The 16,836-nt window shown below is 59.0% G+C and carries 15 protein-coding genes; 6 read left to right on the top strand and 9 right to left on the bottom strand.

The window, feature by feature from the left end; all coding sequences use genetic code 11:
* Window positions 1-63 precede the first annotated feature (63 nt).
* On the bottom strand, window positions 64-765 hold the full coding sequence (locus IEX53_RS16070; protein WP_188825200.1) for a GntR family transcriptional regulator: 702 nt from the start codon (window positions 763-765) through the stop codon (window positions 64-66).
* A gap of 157 nt (window positions 766-922) precedes the next feature.
* On the opposite strand from IEX53_RS16070, the gene IEX53_RS16065 reads away from it, so the two are divergent.
* From IEX53_RS16065 to IEX53_RS16045, 5 genes are all read left to right on the top strand, one after another.
* On the top strand, window positions 923-1,927 hold the full coding sequence (locus IEX53_RS16065; protein WP_188825199.1) for an ABC transporter substrate-binding protein: 1,005 nt from the start codon (window positions 923-925) through the stop codon (window positions 1,925-1,927).
* A 61-nt stretch (window positions 1,928-1,988) separates the two neighbouring features.
* Window positions 1,989-2,798 carry an ABC transporter ATP-binding protein gene (locus IEX53_RS16060; RefSeq protein ID WP_188825198.1) on the top strand — a complete coding sequence of 270 codons (810 nt, stop codon included), beginning with the start codon at window positions 1,989-1,991 and terminating at the stop codon, window positions 2,796-2,798.
* A gap of 4 nt (window positions 2,799-2,802) precedes the next feature.
* The gene (locus IEX53_RS16055; RefSeq protein ID WP_188825197.1) at window positions 2,803-3,672 is read left to right on the top strand and encodes an ABC transporter permease; all 870 of its coding nucleotides are present in this window, start codon (window positions 2,803-2,805) and stop codon (window positions 3,670-3,672) included.
* 39 nt (window positions 3,673-3,711) lie between these two features.
* On the top strand, window positions 3,712-5,448 hold the full coding sequence (araD, locus tag IEX53_RS16050) for an L-arabinonate dehydratase (protein ID WP_188825196.1): 1,737 nt from the start codon (window positions 3,712-3,714) through the stop codon (window positions 5,446-5,448).
* 17 nt (window positions 5,449-5,465) lie between these two features.
* Entirely contained in the window at window positions 5,466-6,191 is a 726-nt protein-coding gene (locus tag IEX53_RS16045; RefSeq protein WP_188825195.1) for a ribonuclease activity regulator RraA, read from the top strand.
* Window positions 6,192-6,260: 69 nt separating this feature from the next.
* On the opposite strand, the gene IEX53_RS16040 is transcribed toward IEX53_RS16045, so the two are convergent.
* Window positions 6,261-7,622 carry an MFS transporter gene (locus IEX53_RS16040; protein WP_236016228.1) on the bottom strand — a complete coding sequence of 454 codons (1,362 nt, stop codon included), beginning with the start codon at window positions 7,620-7,622 and terminating at the stop codon, window positions 6,261-6,263.
* A gap of 169 nt (window positions 7,623-7,791) precedes the next feature.
* Here IEX53_RS16040 and IEX53_RS16035 point away from each other — a divergent pair, with 169 nt between their 5' ends.
* Window positions 7,792-8,685, top strand: coding sequence for a LysR substrate-binding domain-containing protein (locus IEX53_RS16035; RefSeq protein WP_210311654.1), 894 nt, complete (start codon window positions 7,792-7,794; stop codon window positions 8,683-8,685).
* A 63-nt stretch (window positions 8,686-8,748) separates the two neighbouring features.
* Here the strand turns inward: IEX53_RS16035 and apnL are convergent, their stop codons facing one another.
* The 7 genes from apnL to IEX53_RS16000 form a co-directional block, all read right to left on the bottom strand.
* The gene (gene apnL / locus IEX53_RS16030; RefSeq protein ID WP_188825194.1) at window positions 8,749-10,575 is read right to left on the bottom strand and encodes a D-apionate lactonase; all 1,827 of its coding nucleotides are present in this window, start codon (window positions 10,573-10,575) and stop codon (window positions 8,749-8,751) included.
* The gene (locus tag IEX53_RS16025; RefSeq protein WP_188825193.1) at window positions 10,572-11,606 is read right to left on the bottom strand and encodes a Gfo/Idh/MocA family protein; all 1,035 of its coding nucleotides are present in this window, start codon (window positions 11,604-11,606) and stop codon (window positions 10,572-10,574) included. The genes apnL and IEX53_RS16025 overlap by 4 nt, the downstream gene beginning before the upstream one ends.
* Before the next feature lie 12 nt (window positions 11,607-11,618).
* Window positions 11,619-12,686, bottom strand: coding sequence for an ABC transporter permease (locus tag IEX53_RS16020; RefSeq protein WP_188825192.1), 1,068 nt, complete (start codon window positions 12,684-12,686; stop codon window positions 11,619-11,621).
* The gene (locus IEX53_RS16015; protein WP_188825191.1) at window positions 12,686-14,272 is read right to left on the bottom strand and encodes a sugar ABC transporter ATP-binding protein; all 1,587 of its coding nucleotides are present in this window, start codon (window positions 14,270-14,272) and stop codon (window positions 12,686-12,688) included. The genes IEX53_RS16020 and IEX53_RS16015 overlap by 1 nt, the downstream gene beginning before the upstream one ends.
* Before the next feature lie 3 nt (window positions 14,273-14,275).
* Window positions 14,276-14,920, bottom strand: a complete 645-nt coding sequence (locus IEX53_RS16010; RefSeq protein ID WP_188825190.1) for a DUF2291 family protein — start codon at window positions 14,918-14,920, stop codon at window positions 14,276-14,278.
* A 57-nt stretch (window positions 14,921-14,977) separates the two neighbouring features.
* The gene (locus tag IEX53_RS16005; RefSeq protein ID WP_188825189.1) at window positions 14,978-15,934 is read right to left on the bottom strand and encodes a D-ribose ABC transporter substrate-binding protein; all 957 of its coding nucleotides are present in this window, start codon (window positions 15,932-15,934) and stop codon (window positions 14,978-14,980) included.
* Between the two features lie 73 nt (window positions 15,935-16,007).
* Entirely contained in the window at window positions 16,008-16,835 is an 828-nt protein-coding gene (locus IEX53_RS16000; RefSeq protein WP_188825188.1) for a phosphogluconate dehydrogenase C-terminal domain-containing protein, read from the bottom strand.
* Window position 16,836: the final 1 nt, after the last annotated feature.

Raw genomic sequence — 16,836 nt, 5'->3', positions numbered from 1 at the left:
CCGACGTTGAAATAGAAAAGATCTTGCGGTTGTCACCCGCGCCGGCGCTGGTCGGCAGCATCCTCAGGCCATCTCCTTGCGGATATAATCCGGGAATTTCTCGCCGATCTGGTCGATGATCGAAAGCGTTCCCGTCAGGTGCTTTCTCAGCGCCGTCGTGGCTTTCTCCGGATCGCCGGAGCCTATGCCGTCGACAATCGCCTGATGGTCTTCGAGCACATTCTGTATCTTGCCTGGCATGGGCAGGTTCAGCCGCCGAAGGCGGTCGATATGCACGCTCTGACGCCGGACATTCGCCCATAGCTGCGGAATTTGGGTTCGCTCATAGAGCATCCGGTGAAAATCCCGGTCGAGACTGTCGTAAATATCGAAGGTTTCGGGCGACGCTACCGACTTCTGCTGCCTCAGGATCGTATCGAGTGCCCTCGCTGTCTCGGCGGGCGATTCCAGCGTCAGGCGGCGCGCGGCCTCCAGCTCGATGGAAAGACGCAGGAACTGCGCCTGCCGGGCATGGTTGACATCGATCTTCGCCACAACGGTCGCATATTGCGGATAGACATCGACGAGCCCCTCCTCCTGCAACCGCATCAGCGCATCGCGCACCGGGGTCTGGCTCACACCGAACTCCAGTTGCAGCGACGCGCGCGACAGCACCGTCCCCGGCGCCAGATCCACTTTGAGGATGCGGTCGCGCAAGATCTCGTGGATTTGTAAGGCGACCTGCCTCGACCGGTCGAGCTGACTATCCCTGATCATCCCGTTCATGATGGCTCCTGCCGTTGTCTGCCTGATTTGAGCTTAAGCACAAAATGGGTATTGATGCACTGATGTTTTAGTGCTTCAATGTACATAGTCCGCCTCGGGAGGAAGCTGGGGGCAGCGGACCGATTGGAACACGACCGCCAAACAAGGGGAGGAAAACATGCGATCACTCATCGGCGGCGCGATTGCGCTTGCTTGTGTCCTGGGTTTTACCGGCGCTGGCCACGCCCAGGAAAAAACCAGCCTATCCATCACCCGCCAGCCGGGCATTCTTTATCTGGCGAGCCATGTGATGGAGACGCAAAAGCTGATTGAAAAGCATGCCACCGCCGATGGCGTGCCGGATTTGAAGGTGGAATGGCGGACCTTCAGCGGCGGCGGAGCGCAGACCGACGCACTGCTGGCCGGCAATGTCGACATCGTCAACACCGGCACCGGCAATCTGCTGCTGCTCTGGGACCGCACCCGGGGCAAGGTAAAGGGCATTATTACCAGTTCCGCGCAGCCCGTTATCATGGTTTCAAACGACCCGCGCATCAAGACGCTGGCCGATATCGGCCCTGCCGACAAGATCGCGGTACCGACCGTCGGCGTCTCGACGCAGGCCATCCTTCTGCAAATGGCGGCGGCGAAGATGTATGGCGACGGCGAGACCAAGAAGTTCGACCCGAACACCGTTCAATTGGGCCATCCAGACGCTGTGGCGGCCATCGCCAATCCGAAGCACGAGGTAAGAAATCACTTCTCTGCCCCGCCGTTTCAGTATGTCGAGCTGAAACAGCCGGGTGTGCATAAGGTGATCGATTCCCGCGAGATTCTCGGCGGCGCGCTGACGCAGGCGACCTTCTTCACCACCACTGACTTTGCCGAAGACAATCCGAAACTGGTGAAGGCGCTGCGCACCGCCACTGAAGAGGCGATTGCCTTCATCAAGAAGGACCCGAGAACCGCGCTTGAAGCCTATAAGCAGGTATCGGGCGACAAGACCAGCATCGATGATCTTCTCGTCATGCTGAAAGAGCCGCACATGGATGAGTGGCGCACCGATCCGCAGAACACGATGAAATTCGCGGAACATCTCCACAAGATCGGCACGCTCAAGACCATGCCGAAAGCCTGGACCGACTATTACCTGCCCGACTCCGCATATCTGAACGGGAACTGATGAACCGCGCCGGAGCGAGCGGGGAGTCCCCTCCCCGCTGCCATTTCCACGGAGTAGATTTATGCTGCAAGCAGCAATCAGCCCACAATCCCTTTCGGGTACGAAGCCGCGGCTTCTTCAAGTCGATCAAGTCACGCTGCGCTACAAAACACCCAATCTGCTGATCACCGCGACGGAAGGGGTGAGCTTCAGTGTCGCGCAATCGGACCGATTCGTGCTTCTCGGCCCATCGGGCTGCGGGAAATCCACGCTTTTGAAGGCCATCGGCGGCTATTTGCAGCCTTCCGCAGGCTCGATCCATATCAATGGGCGGGAGGTGAAGCGGCCGGGGCCGGACCGGATGATGGTGTTCCAGGAATTTGATCAGCTGATGCCATGGAAGACCGTGCTGGAGAACGTGATGTTCCCGCTCGTCGTGGCGCGCAAGCTGCCAAAATCCGAGGCTGAGGCCATCGCACGCAGCTATATCGACAAGGTCAAGCTGACGCGCGCGGTCGACAGTTACCCGCACACGCTTTCCGGCGGCATGAAACAGCGTGTTGCCATCGCTCGCGGCATGGCGATGCAGCCGGATATATTGCTGATGGACGAGCCCTTCGCCGCGCTCGACGCGTTGACCCGGCGGCAAATGCAGGACGAGCTTCTGCAACTGTGGGAAGACACAAAGTTCACGGTCATCTTCGTCACCCACTCTATCGCCGAAGCCATCAAGATCGCCAACCGAATTCTGCTCCTCTCACCGCATCCAGGACGGGTAAAGGCGGAAGTGGTGGATGTGGACAAGGTGCGGCCCGATGATGGCAGCGCCGCCGCGCTGGAGCGCGACATCCACAACCTTCTCTTCGCCTCCGAACCGGGCCACAAGGAGTAAGCCGATGACCTCAGCGCAGATCATTCTCGCTTCGGATGCGAAGCATGGCCAGCCGCTTGATAATATCAATGCGGTCGAGCAGAAGCTTGGGCCCCTCGAGACAATCTGGGGGATTGGCGCGGTCCGCAAGACGGTCATCATTCTTGTGCTGGCGGTTCTTTGGCAGGTCTATGCCACGTATCTCGATAATCCGCTGCTCTTCCCCACCTTAAGCGACACGCTCAAAACGCTCTACGACCGCTTCATCGACGGCACACTGCCCAACCGCATCTGGACCACTTTGCAAGTGCTTTCCATGGGCTATTTCGCCGGAACGGTGCTGGCGGCGCTGTTGACGATCATCGCCATCAACACGCGCATCGGCACGGATTTCCTCGAGACGATGACGGCAATGTTCAATCCCCTCCCCGCCATCTCGCTCCTGCCGCTGGCGCTGATCTGGTTCGGCCTCGGCGCGTCAAGCCTCGTCTTCGTACTGATCCATTCGGTGCTCTGGGCAGTGGCGCTCAATACTCACTCCGGCTTTCTCGGCGTGTCGCGGACGCTGCGCATGGTCGGCGCGAATTACGGGCTGACCGGGTTGTCATACGTCCTGAAAATCCTCGTTCCGGCGGCATTCCCCTCCATTCTGACCGGCCTCAAGATCGGCTGGGCCTTTGCGTGGCGCACGCTCATCGCCGCCGAACTCGTCTTCGGCGTGTCATCAGGCCAGGGCGGGCTTGGCTGGTTCATCTTCGAAAACCGCAATCTCCTCGACATTCCTGCCGTGTTCGCCGGGCTGCTCACCGTCATCATCATCGGCCTCATCGTCGAGAATCTCGTGTTCCAGACGATCGAGCGCCACACGATCCAGAAATGGGGAATGAAGGAATGAGCCGGTCCCGGTTTCATCTCCACGCATAAGGCTGACATCATGCAAAAGAAAAAGACTGCCGAGGCGCTGCGCAGCGCGCGCTGGTTTGCGCCCGACGATTTGAGAAGTTCCGGCCACCGCTCCCGCACCATGCAGATGGGCTATGCGCTGGAAGAGTGGATAGGCAAGCCAATTATCGCCATCCTCAACACCTGGTCGGATGCCAATCCCTGCCACGCCCATTTCAAGCACCGGGTCGAGGATGTGAAGCGCGGCATTTTGCAAGCGGGCGGCTTCCCGCTGGAGCTTCCGGCGCTGTCGCTCTCCGAGAGCTATGTAAAGCCGACGACGATGCTCTACCGCAACATGCTCGCCATGGAGGCGGAGGAGTTGCTGCGCTCCCATCCGGTCGATGGCGCGGTGCTGATGGGCGGCTGCGACAAGACCACGCCGGGCCTCGTCATGGGCGGCATCAGCATGGGGCTGCCGATGATCTACCTGCCCGCCGGGCCGATGCTGCGCGGCAATTACCGCGGCCAGCCGCTTGGCTCCGGGTCCGACGCCTGGAAGTTCTGGGACGAACGCCGAGCCGGTCTGATGAGCGAGCGCGAATGGGTGGAAGCGGAAGCCGGCATCGCCCGTTCCTACGGCCATTGCATGACCATGGGCACGGCCAGCACCATGACGGCCATCGCCGAGGCGCTGGGCCTCACCCTGCCCGGCGCAAGCTCCATCCCAGCGGCAGATTCCAACCATATCCGCATGTCTTCCGCCGTCGGCCGCCGCATCGTCGAGATGGTGTGGGAGGATCTGGTTCCCTCGCAGATCATCACTCCCGCCTCGGTGCATAACGCCGTCACGGTGGCCATGGCGACGGGCTGCTCCACCAATGCCGTGGTGCATCTGCTCGCCATGGCAAGACGCGCCGGGGTTAGTCTCACGCTCGATGATCTCGACCGGGCGGGCCGCAAAACGCCTGTCCTCGCCAATATCCGCCCCACCGGCAAGACCTATCTGATGGAGGATTTCTACTATGCCGGCGGCCTGCGTGCCCTGATGGCGAAGCTGGGCGACCTCCTCGACCTCTCGGCAATGACCGTCTCAAGCAAAACGCTGGGCGAGACGCTGGAGGGCGCGGAGTGCTTCAATGACGATGTCATCCGCTCGCTCGACAACCCCGTGTATCATGAGGGCTCGCTCGCCGTGCTGAAGGGTAACCTCGCCCCCGACGGCGCCGTCATCAAGCCCGCCGCCTGCGACCCGCGCTTTCACAAGCATGAAGGCCCTGCCCTCGTCTTCGACAGCTATCCGGAGATGAAGGCGGCGGTGGATGACGAGAACCTCGACATCACGCCCGAGCATGTCATGGTCTTGCGCGGCGCCGGCCCGCAAGGAGGGCCGGGAATGCCGGAATGGGGCATGCTGCCGATACCCAAGGCGCTCTTGAAACAGGGCCATCGCGACATGCTGCGCATATCGGACGCGCGCATGAGCGGTACCAGCTATGGCGCCTGCATCCTGCATGTCGCGCCGGAATCCCATGTCGGCGGCCCGCTGGCGCTTTTGAAAAACGGCGACATCGTCCGCCTCGACCTCGCAGCCCGCCGCATCGACATGCTGGTGGATGACGAAGAACTGGAACGCCGCCGCGCCGAATGGGCGAAGCCGGAGGAAAAGATCGGCCGCGGCTATGGCTGGATGTTCGCCCGCCATGTCGGACAGGCCGATACCGGCTGCGATTTCGACTTCCTGGAAACAGGCTTCGGCCCCGCCCCGGGCGAACCCGACATTTACTGACCAAGAAGGAAATGAGTATGACCGGCTATATCTTGAGCGAAGCCACGCGGCAGAAGCTGATGGGCGTCGCCACTCCCACCATCGCGACGGCGCTTTACAAACGCGGCCTGCGCAACCAGTTCATTCAGAATGTGCATCCGCTTAGCCCCAAGAAGCGGAACATGGTGGGACAGGCCTTCACCTTGCGCTACATCCCCGCGCGCGAGGACCTGAATAGCCTCGAGGTCTTCAAGAATCCGGATCACCCGCAGCGCGCCGCCGTGGAGCAATGCCCGCCCGGCGCGGTGCTTGTCATGGATAGCCGCAAGGACGCGCGGGCCGCTTCTGCGGGTTCCATCCTCGTCTCCCGCCTGATGGTGCGCGGAGTGGCGGGCGTCGTCACCGATGGCGGCTTCCGCGATACACCGGAAATCGCCGCGCTCGACATCCGCGCCTATCACAACCGGCCTTCCGCCCCGACCAATCTGACGCTGCACCAGGCGCTCGACATCAATGTTCCCATCGGCTGCGGCGACGTTCCGGTCTGGCCTGGCGATGTGATCGTCGGCGATGATGAAGGCGTTATCGCCATCCCCGCGCATCTGGCCGATGAGATCGCCGACGAGACGGTGGAGATGACGGCCTATGAGGATTTCGTCACAGAAAAGGTGCTGGCCGGCGCAACCATCATCGGCCTCTATCCCGCCACAAGCGATGCACCCCGGAAGGAATTTGCCGAGTGGCGCAAGGTGAAGGGGCGGTAGATGACGATCATCGACGGACAAGCGAGAAAAGCCGCGCCGCTATCCGACGCGGCTTTTCTTCGAAGCGGCCTATTTCGCCTGCTGGAGTTCTGACTGGTCTTTGAAACGGCCCGTCAGCGAGAAGGCCAACAGCGACGAAATCAGCATAGCCACGCCAACGATGAACATCGGCATCTCATAAAGACCGGTCCACTCCTTGACGAGCCCGGTAATGTATGGAGCTGCGAAGCCTGCAATATTGCCAATCGTATTGATGAGCGCAATGCCTGCCGCCGCCGCAGAACCAGTCAGGAAACGGGACGGTATGGCCCAGAAGTTCGGCAGCGCCGAGAAAATGGCGCAGGCGGTCAAGGTGATCATGAGGATCGTTGTCGCGGGCGTCGGCATGAAGAGGGCCGTCGGGATCGCCACGGCGCCCACGAGTGCCGGGATCCCGATATGCCACGGACGAACGCCGCGCCTGGCTGCATCGCGGCTCCAGAAATGGAGAGCGATGGCCGCCGGTAGATAGGGGATCGCGGTGATGAGGCCTTTCTCAAGCATACCGAACTTGCTGTTGAACTGTTGCTCGAAGCCACCAATGATCGTGGGCAGGAAGAAAGCCAGCGCATAGAGGCCGTAGATCAATCCGAAATAGATAATGGACAGAAGCCAGACGCGCTTGTCCGCAAGAGCGAGGCCAGTTTTGTGGCTATCACGCGCCTTCTCCTTGATCTTCTCCTCTTGCGCGAGCTCGCCATTGAGCCAGTCGCGTTCGTCCTGAGTAAGCCAATTGGCGTCGTTCGGCGTGTCCGGCAAGTAGAACCACGTGATGATGCCTACGATGATTGCAGGCACCGCGACTCCGAAAAACATGATGCGCCAGCCTTCAAGGCCGAAGGCGCCATGCATTTCGATAAGCTGTGCGGCGAGAGGCGCGCCGATCACGGTCGTTAGCGGCTGGGCAAGATAGAACAGCGCAAGGATCTTGTTGCGGTGACGCGAAGGAACCCAGGTCGAAAGAAAGAGAATTGCGCCGGGAAAGAACCCCGCTTCGGCAACTCCCAGCAGGAAGCGCAGGATGTAGAGCTCGGTCGCGCTGGAAACCCAGGTAAACAGGATTGCGACGATGCCCCACGTGACCATGATGCGGGCTAACCATTTGCGTGCGCCAAACTTGTGCAATGCGAGGTTGCTGGGAATTTCGAGGATAATATAGCCCACAAAGAAGATACCGGCCGCGAAGCCGAACTGTGCCGCTGACAGCGCGAGATCGGCCGTCATCCCGCTTGGTCCAGCAAAGGAAATTGCGGTGCGGTCCAGGAAATTGATGAAGAACATCAGCGCGATGAACGGAACTAACCGGATTGAAATTTTTGATATGGCTGACTTTTCAACGACCGCCAAGTCGTGAGATTTTTGCTGCATTACAGTTCCTCCCTGTGTGCGCATGTGACAAGAGCGAAGAGAACTGCTGAATACGTATTGTTCGATTCAGCGGCGCTATCGCTCCCTAAATGCAGGAAGGTGCTAAAGAATGCGGCATTTCCCCACAATCGATTTATTGTCCCCTCTCCGTGATATAATCTCACAGGTATACTCATATGCTATCGGAGTAATCATGCGCCCGCTGCCATCGTTAAATGCACTGAAAACCTTTGAGGCGGTTGCACGTCACCGCTCAATGACAAAGGCAGCAGAGGAACTATGCGTCACGCATGGTGCGGTCAGCCGTCAGATCAGATCCCTGGAAGAAACGCTCGGCGTCATACTTCTTACACGCAACGCGCGATTAAGTGATCCCACACCGGAGGGCGCGCGGCTGGCCGAAGGTCTGGCCAGCGCATTTTCAATCATCGAAGGCAGCATCGAGCGCATCGAGCCGGGGCCCCTGACTTTGTCATGCTCTTCTTCAATCATGATGGAATGGATCATTCCACGTATCGGCCGCTTTCATCATCGCTACCCGAACATCGAGTTGCAGTTCAACATGAACTATGACCGCATCGATTTCATGCGAGATAAAATCAGCATAGCGATCCGCTCCAGCGTTATCGAGCCGCCCGCAGGCGCGATTACGAGGGATCTGGGGTCGGAGGAAATCGGCCTGATCTGCGCGCCATCCTATCTTGCGCAATGTCCGCTGGCAGATCCCGGCGATGTTACAGAGGCGACGGTGCTTGCCACCCAAACGCGTCCGGAGGCCTTTGCAGACTGGAAGAAAGCAGCCGATATGGATTTTCAGTCTCCAGAGCCGAAATCCACATTTCATCATTTCTATCTGCTGATACAGGCGATGTTGTGTGGACTGGGCGTGGCAGCGGTCCCGCATATGCTGGTGGCTGAACATATTGCCTCGAGGCGGCTTGTAGCACCTTTCGGCTTTCGCCCAGGGCCGCGCCGTATGGTGCTCTGGATCGCGCCGCATAAGGCAAGGCAGCCAGATATATTGGCACTGGAGAAATGGCTCATCCGCGAAATGCGTACCCTGCCACAAAAACAGGACACGCTATAAGTTACACGCAGCGCTGGGCAGGCGTTCTCATCTTCGCCAAAACAGTTCGCTCCGGCGGCGTCTTTACATTGCCGCTATTTCGGTTGCGTAAGGCGGCAGCGTGACTTTTTTCTTCAAAACGAAAACTGTCAGTTCCATCGCGGACAAATTGACGAGGTGAACCGTGTCGTCCACGGCAAATCCAACAACTTGCGATGGCTTCGACGAGACACACTCCCGCCAGTTTCGACCAGCCATGGCAGCGAGCGTCTTCACTGTTTCGAAAATTGGCCGCTTCCCTCCCGCCGATGAAGGCTCGCGTTCGCCCGCAATGAGCCCGAACTGGCCGGTTAGCGCCGAAAGCGTGAGACTGTCGAGACCTGCGTCCAATACGGATCTTGCATAGCCCATCGCAAAGGCTGCCGCGAATTTTCCGTTATGGCGAGGATCGCGGTTGGCCATGGCGATGCGCTTGCCGTCCGGATTATCCATCGTCCGGCTGCCATAGGGATTCTGGCGCATGGCGATGGTGGAAGGCCCGATGCGATAAGGCTTGGCGCCATAAATGGCGCGCACCGAGCGCGTGATGAATGGCAGCGCTTCAAGCGTCTGCATCACGCTCAGATCGTCGGCTGCATGCACGATCGGGTTGGTGCAATGGGTGACGAAATCGATCAGATGGCCCGGAACGCGCTTGCGGTTAAGTTCGGTAAAATAACTCAGCATCCCGCCGCCAAGACGAGCATTCGGAAAAGCCGCTCGCGTCGCGGCATAGACATCTTTCAGCGGCGGACAGGGCGGCCATTCACTGCCGGGAGGGGTGGATTGCCGGTCGATGGAAGGCGAAACAATGATTGCGTCCGGCATGAAGCCGGCGGCTTTCATGTCGTTGGCGATCGCCATCGTCTCGTCGATAAGCGCGCTTTCGCAAGGCAAGGCGATTTCAAGCGAGACGCGTCCCTTGTGCCTGGCTGCCAGGGCCGCGAATTCTGCGAAGGCGCCCCCGTTATGGCCTTCCAGCGGGTCATAATGGAACAGCAGATCCTGAGGGGCGATCTCCTCCAGCAGCTCGATTGCTGCAAGGGTCGCTTTGGCTTCTTCCGGTGTGACAATGATGCCGATATTGGGCATCACACCGGTAGCTTCACCGAGCGTGATGTTTATCGGCTCTGCAGTCCCCGCTCTGCGCGCAGGCTTCGTTTGTCGTGTGTCGCGGATATTGAGCACGATGCGTTGATGAACCGGCGTACCGGCTTCCATCCAGTACGGCCATGGCAACGCGAGCGGGCGCACATAGATCTTATAAGACGCATCCGACCAATTGCGCTGGTCTTCCATCTCGAACGTATCGCCTTCCATCCGGCATTCCGCCAGGACGCCTGGAACGACTTCGTGGGTGATGGCACGCATGTTCATGAAAGGCTGCCACGGCTCGATCAGGTCGGGCAAGCGAGTATCTATACGCTTTCCGTCGATATGCTCGACGGTTACGGGTGATCCGGCCAGCCCTACAATCGGATGCAGAATGCAGAAGCCGCAACGGTTCGTTTCGAAGCCGCTGGGTGTCTGGGCCAAGGTGTCGAAGACCAGCGTTCCGCTGACGTCCGCCTCGATGTGCGCATCGATCATCAGTTGCGTATCGTCAGGGCCATGGCAGCATGCCCGATAGGTCACAGCGAAACCGCTCTCGCTGGTTTCCACTTTTAGATCATGGATTTGAAGACTGTAAGTACCCCAATCCCTGTCGCGCACGAGATACGAGATGCCACGCAGGACCTCGACGCTGTCATAGGTTATGGTACGAAGATTACCGCCGCTGAGATCGACTGTAAGCAGCCCGGCCTTGAGATTCCGGGGGCGGGCTTCCGCTTCGCGGGTTCCATAGAGCAGGAAGGGATCGTCGCTGTTCATTTGAGTAAAGCCGTAACATCGACGCGCTCGCCGGTGGCGGCGCTTTCATAGGCCGCTTCGACGAGGGCAAAAGTTTTGAGATTGTCGATACCGGAAGTGGACGTTTCTTCACCGGAGCGGAGCCTGTCCACCCAATGCTGCTGGATGGCATAAACGCTTTCCTGAATATTGTGCCAGGGTTGCGAAGCCCAGGGCAGCAGCTTCGGAGGAACGTCCAAAACTACGGTTTTGGCGGATGTGATCAATTCAAGACGGTAGCCCTGACGAAGCCGGATCGAGCCTTCCGTGCCATCGAGCTCTATCAGAGTTTCGGGGAAGGGATCGTTTTCCAATTTTGACGCATAGCTCACATCGACGACTGAAGTCGCGCCGTTTTCGTGATCCATGAGAATGGTCGCTACGTCTTCGCCCTTGATTTTCGGATTGACGCGCCTGGTGCGTGCGACGAGGCTCGTGACGTCCCCCAAAATGAAGCGTGCAATATCGAGCGTATGGATACCAAGGTCTTCGATAATGAAGCGCTCGCCTTCCGCAAGATAGGGCTGGCCGGAGAAGACATCGAAGCCGGAGCGGAACGAGAAACGACCCCAGAAGGGGGTGCCGATTGCGCCGCTGTCGAGCGCGTGCCGAACGGCCTGAATGGGCGTTTGCCAGCGGAAGTTTTCGTGCACCATAAGCGGAACGCCCGCCTCGCGGCAGGCTTTCACCATCGCCTTTGCGTCGTCGAGAGTCTCGGCGAAAGGCTTCTGGCAAATCGTCGGTATCTTATATGCGGCGGCAAGTTCCACCAAGGGGCGATGGCTTGAAACGGTGGTGGCGATATCGACAAAATCGAAGCCGCCGTCAGCGAAGAGCGCCTGCGCATCCGTATAGCGGCGCTCGATGCCGAACTGGTCCGCGACAATTCTCAGCCGTTCGGGATCACGGTCGCAGATCGCCACGATTTTGGCGCCTGAAACATCATTCCATGCATGCATCTGATTGATCGCGAAGAAACCGCAGCCAATCAGGGCGCCGTTCAATTCTGCCATTTGGTCTCCCCTTTATCCTGCTTTCGCCATCTGCATCAGCGTCACGCGCTGCTGCAGGCGGCGTTGTGCCTGGTCGACCACCACGGCGATGATGATGACGAGACCCTTGATGACCATCTGCCAGAAGGACGAGACGCCCATCATCACCAAACCGTCCGAGAGAATGCCGATCACGAACGCGCCGATGATCGTGCCCCCAATGGTGCCGCGCCCGCCCGACATGGAAGTGCCGCCGAGAACGGCTGCCGCGATGGCGTTGAGTTCGAAGGAATTGCCCGTCGCCGGATGCGACGACATCAGCTCGGAGGAGATGATAAGGCCTGCAATCGCCGCGCAGAAGCCGGAAAACATGTAAACGAACATCTTTACGCGATCTACGCGGATACCCGACATCCGGGCCGCGCGCTCGTTGCCGCCGACCGCGAAAATCTGGCGACCAAGCGGTGTGTAGCGGGCGACATAGGCTGCGATCAATGCCACAGCGATCAGTATCCAGATCGAAACCGGCAGGCCCAGGATGCTGCCCGAACCGAGGAAGCCGAACCCGGTGGTGCCAAGCTCCTCACGGCCAACGAGATTTGGAAAGGTCTGACCGTCGGACGAAAGGAGAGCGAGGCCGCGCGCCACATAGAGCGTGCCGAGCGTTGCGATGAAAGGCGCCACATTCAGCTTGGTTATCAATAGCCCGTTTATGAAGCCGACCCCGACCCCAACGGCGAGCGTAATCAGCGATATCTCGATGATGTTGAAGTAGATCGTATAGCCGATGCCAAGGTCGATGCCGTAGATCAGAAGACCACCCGCCACCATGCCGCAAAGTCCGACGATGGAGCCGACCGAAAGGTCGATGCCCCCGGTGATGATGACGAAGGTCATGCCCATCGCAAGGAACGCATTGAGGGCCACATGCTTCGACATGAGGATGAGGTTGGCGGCGGACAGGAAGTTCGGCGCTGCGAACGAGAAGAAGATGAACACCGCGAAAAGCGCGATGAAGGTTCTCAATTTCATGAGGGTCAGCAGGGCCGAACCGGCATTGATGGTGGAGTCAGCGGCCGCCGCGGAAGTGTTGGCTGTCATCACACGCGTTCCCTTGTTTGTCTGTTATGGTCGTTGTCCCGCACTTGCCCTGACGCATGCCCGTGGCCCTTGGCTGAGGCGGCAACGATGTCGGCTTCCGTTGCTTCGTCGCGGTCGAAGATGGCGATCAGCTTGCCGTTGCTGAGCACCGCGATGCGATCGGAAAGCGCCATGACTTCTTCCAGATCGGAGGTCGAGAACAGGATCGAAAGCCCTCCGGCGGCAAGCCGGCGCATGGTTCGGAAGACATCCGCCTTGGCCCCCACATCTATGCCGCGCGATGGCTCGTCCATCAGGAGAACTTTTGGATTGGTCATCAGCGCCTTGCCGATGACGACCTTTTGCTGATTGCCGCCAGACATCGAAGTTACTTCGAATTGCGGGTTTGGCGCCTTGATCGAAAGATCCTCGATCGCCTGCTGAATGGCCTGCTTTTCACGCTTCGGCATAATGTGGAAGAACTGCGCCAGCCGCTCAAGACTCGCCAGCGTCAGATTGCTGGCGATGGACAATATCTGCACCAGGCCTTCACGCTGGCGGTCTTCCGGTATCAGCGCAAGGCCGCGGCGGATGCGCCGCGTCGTATCGCGCTCCTTCACCTCCTCGCCATCGATATAGATGCGGCCGGTGGAATGGCCGTGCTGTCCCATGACGCATTCGAAGAATTCCGAGCGTCCAGCACCCATGAGGCCGTAAATGCCGAGGATCTCGCCCGCGAGAACCGACAGCGATACATCGTCAACCGCGAGCCCGCCCGTGGGACGGGGCAAGGTGATGTTTTCCGCGCGAAACCTTTCCGCGCCCATCGCATGGGTGCCGAGCTTGGCGAAATCCTTTGCCTCGGAACCGATCATCGAGCGCACGATCCACTGCGTATCGATATTCCTGATTTCTTCCTGGCCGGTGATCTTTCCGTCCCGCAGAACCGTGATGAAATCGCCGATCCGCATCAGCTCTTCCAGGCGATGCGAAATATAGACGATTGCCACGCCCTGGCTTTTCAGTTCGGCAATCACCTTGAACAGGATATCGACTTCGGCGGCGGACAGCGCCGATGTAGGTTCGTCCATGATGACGATACGCGCATCGAGCGAAATGGCTTTTGCGATTTCGACGAGCTGTTGCTGGCCGATGGGAAGATCGGCGACAAGCGTATTGGCGTTAATGCCCGCATCGAGACGGTCAAGATATTCGCTGGCCTTCGCGACTTGCGCCTTGTGATCGATGCCGCGCAAGCCGCGTGTGATTTCACGGGTGGCGAAGATGTTTTCCGCGACCGACATGTTGGAAAACAGATTCAGTTCCTGAAAGATCATCGCAATGCCGCGCCGTTGCGCATCGGCGGGGCTGTCGAAGAACACTTCTTCGCCGTCGAGAATGATCTTCCCCATGGTCGGCCGTTCGACGCCGGCAATGATTTTCATCAATGTCGACTTGCCCGCACCATTTTCGCCGACAAGCACATTGACCGAACCACGGCGCAATTCGAGATTGGCGCGCTTGACGGCCACAATGCCCGAATAGACCTTGGAGACGTCCTCGAGCCTGAGGACAATATCGTCTTTCCGATTTGCTTCCGTTTCCATGGCCTATTTCTCCAAAGAAACGGAAACCGGGGTAACAAGCGGAAGTTGACCTTTCGACGGCAGCGGGAAAGCGCCTTGAGCCTCTATCTTCATTCCGATCAGGTCTTCGCGCGGCAGCTTGGACAAAACCTCTTCATTGACGCGAACATTGAGGGCCTTGCCGAACTGCGCCCAGTCGATCTGGTTGCGGAAATCATTGAAATTCAGGAAGGAAAGGCTGTCGCGGATTGCGCTGCCGCGCACCGTCGGACCGATCTGCACACGCGCATCCGCCCTGCCGTCGCCATTGCTGTCGACATCGACATAAGCCGCGCGCGACTTGGTTTGAGCGGCAACCACCGTACCTTCAAGCTTAGCCATGAACGTCCAGGGAGCATCGCCCCGGTTTTCTCTATGGCCGTATTTGGCGCCCGCGGCATCGGCATCTGCGCTGGCTGCGGCCATGACCTCGTCAAGGGAGGCTGTCTTTCCGGCAAAGTACGGCTTGAGCTTGGTTTCCCAGATATCGGCAACCGAACGATCAGCGTTGAAATTGTCGCCGCGTGCCTCTGCGGCTTCTTCTGCCGACTGCGTCTTGACGATCTTGCAGCCCGAGAGTGCAACGCCGCAGGCCAGCAGGATGATGGAAGCTGACTTCAGCACTGACATGAACATATCCTCGACATTGGAATATTGCCGGGAGCACGAATGCTCCCGGCCGCCGGATCAGTCCTTCAGGGAGAAGGTTTCGAGCTTGTCGGCGTTCTCGCCAGTGATGAGGACGCAATCCATCAACTGCTTTTCTTCAGCCGGCCCCTTGCCAGTCTTGATATATTGGTCAGCCTGAACGACCGCCATCTGCGCCTGTGCGTAAGCCGGCTGGAGAACGGTCGCCTTGATGCCGCCGGCCTTGATGGAATCGCGGACGTCGTTGGAACCGTCGAAGCCCACGACAATAACGTCCTTGCGTCCGGCCGCTTCCAGCGCCGCCCATGCGCCCATGGCCATAGTGTCATTCCCGGAGATCACGCCCTTAATGTCGGGGTTTGCCTGAAGAATGCTCTGCATCTTGGAGAAGGCTTCGGTCTGGCTCCAATTGGCCGACTGCTGCGCCACCATTTTCATGTCCGGGTAGTCATCGATGACGTCATGATAGCCCTTGGAGCGGGTGCCAGCGTTAAGGTCGGATTCACGCCCGAGCAGTTCGACATAATTGCCTTCTTCGCCCATCAGCCTGACGAATTCCTCAGCGCCGAGCTGAGCGCCCTGATAGTTGTTGGAGACGATCTGCGACACCGCGACGCCGGAGGCATTAATTTCACGGTCGATCAGGAAGGAAGGGATCTTCGCATCCTTGGCCTTCTGCACGGCGGCAATCGATGCTTCCGATCCTGCATTGTCGAGAATGATCGCCTTGGCGCCGCGACCGATGGCAGTATCGATGAGCTGCGACTGCTTGGTCGCATCGTCGTCATGCTGGAGGATCAGCGTATCATAGCCAAGTTCCTTGGCCTTGGCCTCTGCACCAATGGCTTCGGCCTTATAGAACGGATTGTCGTGCGATGGCGTGATGATCGCGATAAGATCGGCGGCCCAGGCGGGCATCGCAACACCGCCAGCCAATGTTGCCGCAACGGCTGCTATCGCAAAACCGCGCGCAATTTTCCTGCGTGTAAACTTCATGATTTCCTCCCAGATTAAGCCCCATTTCCCTAAAGGGCAGTAAGACGGGAGGGCTCGCGCCCTCCCATATGCGTCACGTAATGCGACGGATGCTTGCCGCGATTTCCTCCGGTTCGAAGACATTCTTCCAGTCGTCGCGCATCAGCGCGGGAATGCCGAATTCGATCGCCTTATTACAGGCGTCGGAGAACACGCCTTCCACTTCGCCGAAGATGACCGCGCCCAGAACATTCATGTGACCGAGCAAGAAATCGCGGGCGGCTTCTTCCGGCACACCGCGGCGGACACATTCATCCATGGCCTGCTTCATAACGACCAGAAGCGAAGCGCAGACGGTTTCGGAAAGGCCAGGCTCGAGAATTGCGAGTTGCTCGACGGTTACGCGGTGTGAGCGCATGACCGGCGCCCAGATGATCTTGGCGATTTCTTCGCCGAGCGCATAGGCGTTTTCCGGACCCTGCATGAGAGCCGAAACGATATGCTGTTTTGCGAACAGGCCGCCGAAGTGATCCTTCTTTGCCTGCATGTCCGTCTCGTCGTTGAAGATCGGCGGGTGACAGGGGTGGGTCACGAAATAAGTAAGATCGGCGCGCTCCGGCAGGTGGCCGGCGAATGGAGCAGCCGCATCCAGGGCAATAACCATCGTGCCCGGCTTCAGCTTGTCGGCGATATCAGCCGCAACTTTTCCGATGACGGTATCCGGCACCGCGAGGATGACGACTTCCGCCCCTTCTAGACCGGCGTCCGCGTCGACCGTCTCAATGCCAAGGTCGTTTTTCAAGCGCGCCTTGCCAGCATCGCTGACTTCAATGTGACGGACGTCGAAGCGCGACCCCTTCAGGTTCTTGGCCAGACGGTAGCCCATCTTGCCGCCCGCTCCGAACAAAGCGATAGCTGTCATG

It is taken from the genome of Paramesorhizobium endophyticum (genome assembly GCF_014640615.1).
Classification (GTDB): Bacteria; Pseudomonadota; Alphaproteobacteria; order Rhizobiales; family Rhizobiaceae; genus Paramesorhizobium; species Paramesorhizobium endophyticum.
The sequence above is the reverse complement of the archived record's forward strand: the minus strand, read 5'-3'. Positions and strand labels throughout refer to the sequence as shown.